The organism is Pseudomonas phoenicis (assembly GCF_047302395.1).
Taxonomy (GTDB): Bacteria; Pseudomonadota; Gammaproteobacteria; order Pseudomonadales; family Pseudomonadaceae; genus Aquipseudomonas.
This window is the reverse complement of the sequence record NZ_CP154852.1, coordinates 4,303,438-4,314,252: the sequence shown is the minus strand read 5'-3', so window position 1 is coordinate 4,314,252 and position 10,815 is coordinate 4,303,438. Positions and strand designations below refer to the sequence as shown.

Below are 10,815 nucleotides of genomic sequence, written 5' to 3'. Positions count from 1 at the left end.
CATGGCACTCACCCTTTCGAAGAACCAAAGCATTTCCCTGGAAAAGACCGCCGGTAGCGGCCTGTCCAAGGTCACCCTCGGGCTGGGTTGGGACCCGGTCAAGGCCGGCCTGCTGGGCAAATTGTTCGGTGGCGGCGGCGGTATCGATCTCGATGCGTCGTGCATCCTGTTCGACGCCAACCTCAAGTCGATGGACGTTGTCTGGTTCAGGCAGCTCAAATCCCGCGACGGATCGGTGGTGCACAACGGCGACAACCGGACCGGCGAGGGCGACGGTGACGATGAATCCATCGAGGTCGATCTCAATGGCCTGCCGGCGGCAGTGACCCACCTGGTGTTCACCGTCAATTCCTTTACCGGGGAAAACTTCGAACGCGTGCAGAACGCCTATTGCCGCATCGTCAACCCGGCCAATAACGTCGAGCTGGCACGTTTCAACCTGTCCCAGCAAGGCGCGCACACCGGTCTGGTCATGGCGCGCCTGTCGCGCGGCGCGGCGGGCTGGGAGTTCCACACCATCGGTTCGACCGCCAGCGGGCGGACGGTCGATGATCTGGTCGGGCTCGCGGCCCAGGCGGTGCGCGCATGACCAGCCTCACTCCGGGCGCCAATGCTGCGGTCGATACCGCGCTCAGCCGAGTGGAAGTGGTCTATTCGACCATTCCCGGTGCCGACATCGACGTGTCGGCCTTCGCCCTGGCCGCCAGTGGCAAGGTGCGTAGCGACGACGACATGTGTTTCTATGGCCAGCCCAGCGTGTCGTCGGGCGCCATACAGCTGGTGGAAAGCAATCCTGGGCGTACAGTGTTCTCGATCGACCTGGCCCGTCTCGACGCCGCCATCGAGAAGGTCGCGCTGACTGCCACCATCCACGAGAACAAAGCGGCGTTTGCGCGTGTTTCCAGTCTCGGCGTCCGCCTTTCAGGTGGAGTGGATGCGCAGATTCCCACTGCGGGCATGAACGAAACCGCGTTGATCCTGGGCGAGTTCTATCGCCGTCAGGGCGCTTGGAAGTTCCGCTGTGTGGGTCAAGGTTTCGCAGGCGGGTTGGCTCCGTTGGCAACCCATTTCGGGGTCGACATCGCCGCACCCGAACCTGCTGCCAATCCTGCACCGACGCCGAGCCCCGTGCCCCCACCGGCACCAGCGGCCGCACCAGTGCCTCCCCCTGCGCCCAAGCCCAGCATCAACCTGAGCAAGATCACCCTCGACAAGTCTCGCGCTTCCATCAGCCTCGATAAAAAAGCCGGCGGCTTCGGTGAGATTCGCGTCAACCTCAACTGGAACAAAGGCAAGACAGGGTTCTTCGGCCGCAGCAAATCGGTCGATCTCGACGTCGGTTGCCTGTTCGAACTGCAAAATGGCTACAAAGGCGTGGTCCAGGCGCTGGGCAACGCTTTTGGTTCGCTGCACGACGAGCCGTACGTGCAACTGATGGGCGACGACCGCACCGGTTCCGTATCCGGTGGCGAGTGGCTGCACATCAACGGCGATCGCTGGAGCGAGGTACGCCGTATCCTGGTCTACGCCTTCATCTACGACGGTGCGCCCAACTGGGCGCAAACCGATGGCGTGGTAACCATCTTCGTCCCAGGGCAACCGGAGATCGAAGTGCGTTTGAACGAAGAGGGCGGCCGCCTGGGCTGCTGCGCCATCGCGCTGCTCGAAAATGACGGCGGCTCGGTCAAGGTGACCCGCCGTGTCGATTTCCACCGTTCTCAGGAACCGATGGACAAGGCTTACAACTGGGGCATGCGTTGGAGCGCAGGCTCCAAGTGACTCATAATCCGCGGGCCGAGCCCGTCTTCAGAGGTGGTAACCATGCTGGCATGGCTGAAAACCAACGCGGCTAAAGCCCGCGAAACGCTGACCACCGAGGTGGCCAAGCACAAGAACCGCAAGTTCATGGAGGCGATTTCCAACGCCAGCGCCATGGTGGCCATGGCCAGCAACGGCGCGGGTGCCGAAGAAAAGCAGAAGATGGCGGCGTTTCTCAACACCTCCCCGGAACTCAAGGTGTTCAGCCTCACCGACGTGCTGGCCGTGTTCAACGACGCGGTGGCCAAGTTCGAGTTCGATCCGCAGATCGGTCAGGCGGAGGCCCTGAAGGTCATTGGCCGGATCAAGGAAAACGAAAGCGCCGCGCGACTGCTGGTACGCGTGACCTGCGCCATCGGGGCGTCGGACGGTGACTTCGATGAGAAGGAAAAGGCGGCTTGCCGCCAGATGTGCATGGAGCTGGGCCTAAACCCGGCTGATTTCGAACTTTAAGGTAAACAACCGTGGAAGCTACCCATATCGGTTTTCCCCCGCTGACCATGGCGGTCTTCATCGGCATCGCGGTAGGCGCGCTGCTGCTGGACATGGTCACGCACCGTGGCGACAAGCAGATCACCTTGGCCAACGCCTCCATCTGGTCGGTGTTCTGGATCGCCATCTCGCTGGCGTTCGCAGGTTTCCTCTACATCCATCACGGCCCACAGGTCGCCAGCCTGTTCGTGACGGGCTATGCCCTGGAAAAAGTGCTGAGCGTCGACAACCTGTTCGTCTTCATGGCCATCTTCGCCTGGTTCAAGGTGCCTGATAACCTGCGTCACCGCATCCTGTACTGGGGCATCATCGGCGCCATCGTCTTCCGCGGCGTGTTCGTAGCCATCGGTACCGGCCTGCTGGCCTTCGGCCCATGGGTGGAGGTGGTGTTCGCGGTGATCGTCGCCTGGACGGCGATCATGATGCTGCGAAGCGGCGGGGACGATGAGGAAGAGGAAGACTACTCCAAGCACATCGCCTACCGCTTCGCCAAGATGCTGTTCCCGGTCTGGCCGAAACTGCACGGCAACCACTTCTTCGTTCGCCGCAAGGAACTCGAAGGGGAGCTGCTCAAGCCCGAGAACAAGGGTATGAGCCTGGCTGCCAAAGGCACCTTGTTCGCCACGCCGCTGTTCCTCTGCCTGGTGGTGGTGGAAGTCTCCGACGTGCTGTTCGCCTTCGACTCGGTACCGGCGGTGATCGCCGTCAGCCGTGAGCCTCTGATCGTCTATTCGGCCATGCTGTTCGCCATTCTCGGTCTGCGGACCATGTACTTCGTGCTCGAAGCGCTCAAGCGCTACCTGGTGCACCTGGAGAAAGCGGTCATTGCCCTGCTGTTCTTCATCGCTCTGAAACTGGCGCTCAACGCCACCGACCACATGTTCCACCACGGCTACACCATCGATCCGAACACCAGCTTGCTCATCGTCATGGTGACCCTGGTCATCGGTATCCTCGCCAGTGTGATCTTCCCCGCAAAGGACGACGCATCGGCAGAATCCAAGTGAAATCTCGGTAAAAACACAAGGAGTTAGTCAAATGGCACTCAGCCTTTCCAAAGGTGGCAACCTCAGCCTGACCAAGACCGATCCCTCTCTGACTCGGGTGATCGTGGGCCTGGGTTGGGACCCACGTGCGACCGATGGCCAAGAATTCGACCTCGACGCCAGCGCCTTCCTGCTCAAGGGCGACGGCAAAGTGCGCAGCGAAGCCGACTTCATCTTCTACAACCAGCTCAAGAGCGCCGACGGTTCGGTCGAGCACACCGGTGACAACCGTACCGGCGCGGGTGACGGCGACGACGAAGTGATCAAGGTCGACTTGAGCCGCGTGCCGGCCGACGTCGAAAAGGTCGTGTTCACCGTGACCATCCACGATGCCGATGCCCGCAAGCAGAACTTCGGTCAAGTGGGCGGCGCTTTCATCCGCGTCGTCAACGAAACCAACGGCAACGAAGTGGTGCGCTATGACCTGGCCGAGGACGCCTCGACCGAAACCGCGATGATCTTCGCCGAGCTCTACCGCAATGCCGGTGAGTGGAAGTTTCGCGCGGTGGGCCAGGGTTATGCAGGTGGCCTCAAGGCCGTTGCGACTGGCTTCGGTCTGGCATTCTGATTTTCACCCATTGAAGAAGGAACACACCTCATGGCAGTCAGCTTGAGCAAAGGCGGTAACGTATCCCTGTCCAAAGAGGCTCCGGGCCTTGCGGAAGTCACGGTCGGTCTGGGTTGGGACGCGCGCGTCACCGACGGCGCAGAGTTCGACCTCGACGCATCGGTGTTCGTAGTGGGTGAAAACGGCAAAGTGCTGAACGATACCGGCTTCATCTTCTACAACAACAAGACGTCGGCCGACGGCTCCATCGAACACTTGGGCGACAACCGCTCGGGCCAGGGCGATGGCGACGACGAGCAGGTCAACGTGAAGCTGACCGGCTTGGCCCAGGACGTCAAGAAGCTGGTCTTCGCCGTGACCATCCACGATGCGGACGCACGTAAGCAAAGCTTCGGCCAGGTGAGCAACGCTTACATCCGCGTCATCAACAAGGCCGACGGCAAGGAACTGGCGCGCTACGACCTGAGCGAAGACGCCTCCACCGAAACGGCGATGATCTTCGGTGAGCTGTACCGCAATGGCGACGAGTTCAAGTTCAAAGCCATTGGCCAGGGCTTCGCGGGTGGCCTCAAGCCATTGGCCGAAGCTCATGGTGTAAGCATCGGCTAACCCGGCGCCATGAAAAAACCCCTGCTCGCAGGGGTTTTTTTCGTCTAGGCGATGATGTTTTTAGCCTTCGCTTCCCGCAGCCAGCCTGGGAACTCCTCCATCAGCCGGTCGTACAGCTCTTCTTCGGATACATCGTGCAGATCGTCCAGGGCGAAGAAGTTGCAGTTGTCCACCACACGGCCAGCCATGTCGTCGAGCTTCTCCAGTATGCCGTAATTGGACCCGCCCAAGCCGACGAACTGCCAGAAGAAAGGCTGGTTGGACGCTTCCATCATCAGGCGGGTAATGGCGCGGTTCTCGTGCACGCCGCCGTCGCTTACGAAGAGGATGTACACCGGGGTTCTGTCGCCCGCCTGGCGGTAGTAATCCATGACCAGGCGCATGGCCTTGGGCTCGTCGTTGATGCGTGCGCCGACGCTCCACTTACGCCAGCCGCCTTGATCGGTGGTCACGTAGTGCTGGTAATTGTGTAGCGTGGCAGGGGAGAGTTGCACCGGTTTGGCGCCGAAGGCGAACACGTCCAGCTCGCCGTCGTCGTCGAAAGCCACCGCCAGGGGCAGCAGACGGTCGAGCACCTCCTGTACCCGGCCACGGCTGTATTGGCCATTCATCGATCCCGAAGCATCCAGCACCACGGCCACCTTGGCCTTGACCTGGGTGAGCTTGTTCTTTTCCAGGCTGATTTGTGCCTTTTTGGCCAGGCTGACCAACGCCGGTGCCGCAGCGGCGACTTTCTTCTCGAGCGAGAAGGTGGCCTGTACGGTAGGGGGGGCTGGCACGGGTGCCGGCTCATCCTGTACCTCACCGCCAAAGTGTCGAACCAAGGCAGCCAAACCTTCGCTAAAGCCTTGCAGGTTGGCCAGCACGCGCCATTCGCCGCCTTTACGGTAAACGTCGAGCACCATGATGGCTTTCTCGGCGCTGAAGATGGTCGGCCCGAACTCGCAAGTGGCTGCCGCGGCCTGACCCAAGCCTGAGACCGTGAAACGTCCGCTCGCAATGGCATTCATCGCGCCGTCGCCATCGATGGCAGCGGTGAACACCAGCCGTTCGATGCTGTTCGGCAGCGCGGCGAGGTCGATATCGAATTGGCCGGGGCCACGCAAGCGAATGGCTTGTGCGGGGGCGCTGGGCTGGTTGAAGAACACCATGAAGCGGTCGTCCGACAGCTTGCCCTGGCTGTCGAGGCCAAAGCAGGCGAAGTCGATCTCGTGCCGACATTCGATGCTGACCGCCACGCTGACGCGCGTGTCGAGGCCGAGGCTGCTCAAAGGGAGGCGCTGACCCTGAGTAAGTTGCATGGAATCTCCTTGTTCGAATGCGAAGCAGGGCAGGGAAGCCGCTGCGCATCATCATTGACCTTTGCGCAGCGGCGATGTCGGCAACCGTCTTCAGCGCGGCGGCATGTCCGGCGCCATCGGCCGGTGGCGGCGACGCAAGCGGTTGCGCACCGCCAGCACGATGCCCAACACGATGAGCAGCAACACCGCGAAGAACAGGGTGTTGAACAGCGGGAACGGCGTGCTGGCGGTAGGGGTAGCCTTGATGTCGGTGATGTTGGGGAACATCGAGAACATCTGGAAGCGCCAGCCGTAGTAGCGGATCACCGCCAGTTGGTTGGCGTCGCGCGAATAGTCCTGGGCCTTGGCCTGCAGGTCGGCGCTGTCGAACTTGAAGTACCAGGGGAAGCCCCAGCCGGTGTCTTCGTTGCGGTACACCGTGACGTCGCGGGTGGCGTCGTTGGTGACGGTGTTGATGAAGTAGACGTCGCGGGTCGGCCCATCGGCCGGGTTCTCGGCGTTGATCACCCCATCGGCGTCCATGCGTTTGACCTCGACTCCGGTGACGCGCACCACTTCATGGCGGGGCAGGTAGTAGTGCAGGCTCAGCGCCAGGGCTGCGAGCACGAGCAGGCACAGCACCGCGATCAAACGTTTCAACCAAGGCATACGGGGTTCACTCTGCTGGAAATGGGCGAATATGCAGGGGAAACGATAGCGGGTGTGACGCTTAAATGTTGCAAAATCCTTCCGCTTCCCAGGACGACGTTCAGCCAGGCAAACCGAGCGCTCGCTCAGGATTGGAACAGCGCCACCTGTGTCGCCTGATCCCATCTCGAAATGCCGCCCGTCAGCCACCAGGTCCGGTCGAAATCTACTGCATCGCGCTATGGCCTAGAAAATACGGGTTTCACAGAATGTACCGGCCAGCTCGCGACTGCCCATCCGATCCACGGTGCTTGTCACTTGGACGGATCTGTATGTATAAACAGTGTCCCTTCTACGCTGCCCGGCCCTTGCACTGTGATCGCCCACTCCGTCCAAGACCCGTTCTATTACCTGCATAATTTCCGCCAGGTCCTGACCTGGGTCGAGATGCGCTACGCCGACCTGCTCGACGACGACGAGCATGCCTTCATCCGACGATTCGTCGAACTGCCCGATACCTCCCAGGCGTTGCTGGTGCGCATGGTGATGCGCAAAGGCGAGCTGTTCCGCGGCGACCGGCTCGACTATGCAGAGATCGGCGATACCCATCTGGCCTTGCAACCCCTGCTGGAGCAGGGCTGGGTCCGTGACGACGGGCCTTTGAGCCTGGAGCAGTTGGGTGCCGTGCTGCTCAAGGACGAGCTGGCGCAGGGTTTCGCCCACCTGTTGGCGCGGCCACGGGCCGCCAAGTCGCAGTTGCTGTTGCAGCTTGCCGAGCTGCAATTGCCTGCCCGGCCGCTGGCTGCCTGGTTGCCGCAGTTCCCTGTGCGCATTCTGCACTGGCAGCTGCAACCGCTGTGCGACCGACTGAGGCTGCTGTTCTTCGGCAACCTCTACCAGGACTGGTCGGAATTCGTCCTGGCCGACATGGGTGTGTTGCGCTTCGAACGGGTGGCTTTCTGCGCTGACTCGCGCGCATTGCGTCAACGCAGCGAAGTCGCTCTGGCCATGGCATTGCACCAATGCGCCGAACGCCTGGACGCCGGGGCGTCGCCCGCCGAACTGCACGCTGCCGTACAAGGCCTGCACGCCGACAACCCTTGGCTGGAGCGGCGCCGTTCGCGTTTGCTGTTCCAGGTCGGCCAGCAATGCGAACGGCTGGCCGACTGGCCGCTGGCGCTGGCGGTGTATCGGGATTGCAGCCACGCTGAGGCACGCATTCGCCAGGTTCGTGTGCATGAGCGCAGCGAACAGTGGCAAGCGGCGTTCGAGCTGGCCACGCAGATGGCGGCGGCGCCTGCCAACGCGCTGGAAGCCCAGGCCTGCGAGCGCATGCTGCCGCGCCTGCTGCGCAAGCTCGGTGGCCCGCCGCAGTCGCGCCGCCGCGCTCGCGCGGTACAGACGCTGGAGCTGGAACTGCCGCGCGAGATGGCCGCGCTCGGCGTCGAGCGTGCCGTGCGTCAGCATCTGCTGGAAGATGCCGGCGGCGAGGTGCACTACGTGGAAAACACGCTGTTCAACAGCCTGTTCGGCCTGCTGTGCTGGGATGCGGTGTTCGCGCCCATCCCAGGTGCCTTTTTCCACCCGTTCCAGAGCGCGCCGCAAGATCTGCACGACGCCGACTTCCAACTGCGCCGCCAAGCCCATTTCGACCGTTGCATCGAGCAATTGACCGACGGCAGCTATCGGCAGGTGATCGTCGAGCGCTTCAGCGCCAAGTACGGTTTGCAGTCGCCCTTCGTGATCTGGCAGGTACTCACCCCAGCGCTACTCGAGCAGGCCCTGCATTGCCTGCCGCCTGCGCATCTGCAGGCCTGCTTCCTGCGCCTGTTGCAGGACATCCGCAACAATCGCACCGGGATGCCCGATCTGATCCAGTTCTGGCCCGATCAGGGCCGCTACCGGATGATCGAAGTCAAAGGCCCCGGCGACCGCCTGCAAGACAACCAATTGCGTTGGCTGGCCTTCTGCGAACAGCACGGGCTTCCCGTGGAGGTTTGCCACGTGCGCTGGCGCGAGGCGGCATGACCTACAGCGTGGCCGTACGGGCGCTGTGCGAGTTCAGCGCCAAGGTGGGCGACCTGGATCTGCGCTTCACGCCGTCGCCTACCGCGCAGGAGGGCATCGAGGGCCATCGCCGCGTGGCCGCGAGTCGGGGCGCCGACTACGAAGTCGAAGTACCCCTCAGCGGCGAATACCCGGGCCTGAAGGTGCGCGGCCGGGCCGATGGCTACGACCCGCTGCGCAATCGTCTGGAAGAGGTGAAGACCCACCGCGGCGACCTGTCCCGCCAGCCCGACAACCATCGGCAACTGCACTGGGCCCAGGCCAAGGTCTACGCCTGGCTGCTGTGCCAGAGCCGTGGACTGGACGCCATCGAAGTCGTGCTCGTGTACCTTGACGTCGACAGCGATCGCCAGACCCTGATCGATCAGGCCTGTACCGCTGAGGAACTCAAGGCGTTCTTCGACCTGCAGTGCCAGCGCTTCCTGGCCTGGGCGCAAACCCAGGAGCGCCGCCTGGCGGAGCGCGACCAAGGTCTGCAAACCCTGGCCTTTCCCTACCCGCAGTTTCGTCAGGGCCAGCGCCAGTTGGCCGAGACCTTGTACAAAGCGGTCAGCACCGGGCGTTGTCTGCTGGCCCAGGCCAGCACCGGTATCGGCAAGACCCTCGGCACGCTGTTTCCGCTGCTCAAGGCCGTGGTGCCGCAGCAGTTGGACAAAGTGTTTTTCCTCACGGCCAAGACGCCGGGCCGCAAGTTGGCCCTGGACGCCTTGCAGCAGATCGAGCGTGCCAGCACCCAGCCGGCGCTGCGCACCCTGGAGCTGATCGCCCGCGACAAGGCCTGCGAGCATCCGGGCAGCGCCTGCCATGGCGAATCCTGCCCGCTGGCCCAAGGTTTCTACGATCGGCTGCCCGCTGCCCGCGAGGCCGCAGGGCTTCGCCCGGTGCTGGACCAGACGAGTCTGCGCGAAGTGGCTCAGGCGCATCGGGTCTGCCCCTATTACCTGGGCCAGGAGATGGCGCGTTGGGTCGATGTGGTCGTCGCCGACTACAACTACTATTTCGACGCCCATGCCTTGCTGTTCGGCCTGAGCCAGGCCAACCAGTGGCGTGTGGCGGTGCTGGTGGACGAGGCGCACAACCTGGTCGAGCGCGGCCGGCAGATGTACAGCGCCAGCTTCGACCAGGGGCAGCTGCTGGCCCTGCGCCAGAACCCGCCCGCAGGTCTGGACAAGACCCTCGACAAGCTCAACCGCCAGTGGAACGCCCTGTTCAAGGACCAGGTCGCGCCGTACCAGGCCCGCGAGCGGTTGCCCGAGGCGTTCCTGCGGGTGTTGCAGCAGTTCCTCGGCCAGGTGCAGGAACGCCTTGAGCAGACCCCGACGCAGATCGACCCGGCGCTGCTGCAGTTCTACTTCAATGCCCTGCAGTTCAGCCGGGTGGCCGAGCTGTTCGACGAGCACTACCTGTTCGACATCACCCTGCGCAACGGCCCACGCAAGCGCAAGCTGGCAGCCCTGTGCCTGCGCAACGTGGTGCCGGCGCGCTTGTTGAACCCGCGCATGCGCGCCGCGCGCAGCGTCACGCTGTTTTCCGCCACCCTTGGCCCGCAGCGCTTCTACCGCGATCTGTTGGGGATGCCCGACGACACCGCCTGGCTGGAAGTGCAGGCGCCGTTCCAGGCCGAGCAACTGGAGGTGCGCATCGTCAGCCAGGTGTCGACCCGCTATCAGCAGCGCCAGGCCTCGGTGGCGCCCATCGTCGCGCTGATCGCCGAGCAGTATCAGCGCCAGCCCGGCAACTACCTGGCGTTCTTCAGCAGCTTCGAATACTTGCAGCAAGTGGCCGGGCACCTGGCCGAGCGCCACCCGCAGATTCCCACCTGGGCCCAGGCCGCCGGCATGGACGAGGCCGCCCGCGAGGCTTTCCTCGAGCGTTTCGTGGTCGATGGTCGGGGAATAGGCTTCGCCGTATTGGGTGGGGCTTTCGCCGAGGGCGTCGACTTGGCCGGCACCCGTCTGATCGGCGCATTCGTCGCGACCCTGGGTCTGCCGCAGGTCAACCCGGTCAACGAGCAGTTCAAGCAGCGCCTGCACCGCCAGTACGGCGCCGGCTTCGACTACGCCTATCTGTATCCGGGCGTGCGCAAGGTGATCCAAGCGGCTGGGCGGGTGATCCGCGGCGACCAGGACCGTGGCGTGCTGATGCTGATCGACGAACGCTTCGCCGAGCCACGGGTGCAACAGATGTTTCCCGGTTGGTGGCGCTACGCCACACAATAATCGCCGTACTCGTCGCCCGATGCTGCAACTCTTCGTACACTGTGCGCTCTTACCCCTACATTCCGTGA

10 protein-coding genes are annotated in these 10,815 nt (G+C 63.1%); 8 read left to right on the top strand and 2 right to left on the bottom strand.

The features are described from left to right. The first annotated feature begins 1 nt into the window (after position 1). From AA0Z93_RS19580 to AA0Z93_RS19555, 6 genes are read left to right on the top strand one after another with little or no spacing between them, the layout of a single operon-like run. A complete protein-coding gene (locus tag AA0Z93_RS19580) occupies positions 2-589 on the top strand; it encodes a TerD family protein (RefSeq protein ID WP_413047330.1) in 588 nt (195 codons plus the stop codon). Continuing rightward, positions 586-1,779 carry a TerD family protein gene (locus AA0Z93_RS19575; protein WP_413047331.1) on the top strand — a complete coding sequence of 398 codons (1,194 nt, stop codon included), beginning with the start codon at positions 586-588 and terminating at the stop codon, positions 1,777-1,779. The genes AA0Z93_RS19580 and AA0Z93_RS19575 overlap by 4 nt, the downstream gene beginning before the upstream one ends. 42 nt (positions 1,780-1,821) lie before the next feature. Beyond that, positions 1,822-2,271: a tellurite resistance TerB family protein gene (locus tag AA0Z93_RS19570; RefSeq protein WP_413047332.1), complete on the top strand. Its 450-nt coding sequence runs from the start codon at positions 1,822-1,824 to the stop codon at positions 2,269-2,271. Between the two features lie 11 nt (positions 2,272-2,282). Beyond that, entirely contained in the window at positions 2,283-3,317 is a 1,035-nt protein-coding gene (locus AA0Z93_RS19565) for a TerC/Alx family metal homeostasis membrane protein (protein ID WP_296268208.1), read from the top strand. 31 nt (positions 3,318-3,348) lie between these two features. Continuing rightward, the gene (locus AA0Z93_RS19560; protein ID WP_413047333.1) at positions 3,349-3,924 is read left to right on the top strand and encodes a TerD family protein; all 576 of its coding nucleotides are present in this window, start codon (positions 3,349-3,351) and stop codon (positions 3,922-3,924) included. Between the two features lie 30 nt (positions 3,925-3,954). Beyond that, a complete protein-coding gene (locus tag AA0Z93_RS19555) occupies positions 3,955-4,533 on the top strand; it encodes a TerD family protein (RefSeq protein WP_413047334.1) in 579 nt (192 codons plus the stop codon). 44 nt (positions 4,534-4,577) lie between these two features. Here AA0Z93_RS19555 and AA0Z93_RS19550 read toward each other — a convergent pair whose 3' ends face one another. Further along, positions 4,578-5,834: a VWA domain-containing protein gene (locus AA0Z93_RS19550; RefSeq protein ID WP_413047335.1), complete on the bottom strand. Its 1,257-nt coding sequence runs from the start codon at positions 5,832-5,834 to the stop codon at positions 4,578-4,580. 90 nt (positions 5,835-5,924) lie between these two features. Beyond that, positions 5,925-6,482 (bottom strand): DUF1523 family protein, encoded by a 558-nt coding sequence (locus tag AA0Z93_RS19545; RefSeq protein WP_413047336.1) that lies wholly within the window; start codon positions 6,480-6,482, stop codon positions 5,925-5,927. Positions 6,483-6,836: 354 nt separating this feature from the next. On the opposite strand from AA0Z93_RS19545, the gene AA0Z93_RS19540 reads away from it, so the two are divergent. Further along, the gene (locus AA0Z93_RS19540; RefSeq protein WP_413047337.1) at positions 6,837-8,489 is read left to right on the top strand and encodes a VRR-NUC domain-containing protein; all 1,653 of its coding nucleotides are present in this window, start codon (positions 6,837-6,839) and stop codon (positions 8,487-8,489) included. Next, entirely contained in the window at positions 8,486-10,747 is a 2,262-nt protein-coding gene (locus AA0Z93_RS19535) for a helicase C-terminal domain-containing protein (RefSeq protein WP_413047338.1), read from the top strand. Before AA0Z93_RS19540 ends, AA0Z93_RS19535 begins: the two co-directional genes overlap by 4 nt. Positions 10,748-10,815 lie beyond the last annotated feature (68 nt).

What these genes read in the sequence shown, in the direction of transcription:
- AA0Z93_RS19580 (WP_413047330.1), top strand. Translation starts at nt 2, where the DNA reads ATGGCACTCACCCTTTCGAAGAACCAAAGCATTTCCCTGGAAAAGACC.
- AA0Z93_RS19575 (WP_413047331.1), top strand. Translation starts at nt 586, where the DNA reads ATGACCAGCCTCACTCCGGGCGCCAATGCTGCGGTCGATACCGCGCTC.
- AA0Z93_RS19570 (WP_413047332.1), top strand. Translation starts at nt 1,822, where the DNA reads ATGCTGGCATGGCTGAAAACCAACGCGGCTAAAGCCCGCGAAACGCTG.
- AA0Z93_RS19560 (WP_413047333.1), top strand. Translation starts at nt 3,349, where the DNA reads ATGGCACTCAGCCTTTCCAAAGGTGGCAACCTCAGCCTGACCAAGACC.
- AA0Z93_RS19555 (WP_413047334.1), top strand. Translation starts at nt 3,955, where the DNA reads ATGGCAGTCAGCTTGAGCAAAGGCGGTAACGTATCCCTGTCCAAAGAG.
- AA0Z93_RS19550 (WP_413047335.1), bottom strand. Translation starts at nt 5,834, where the DNA reads ATGCAACTTACTCAGGGTCAGCGCCTCCCTTTGAGCAGCCTCGGCCTC.
- AA0Z93_RS19545 (WP_413047336.1), bottom strand. Translation starts at nt 6,482, where the DNA reads ATGCCTTGGTTGAAACGTTTGATCGCGGTGCTGTGCCTGCTCGTGCTC.
- AA0Z93_RS19535 (WP_413047338.1), top strand. Translation starts at nt 8,486, where the DNA reads ATGACCTACAGCGTGGCCGTACGGGCGCTGTGCGAGTTCAGCGCCAAG.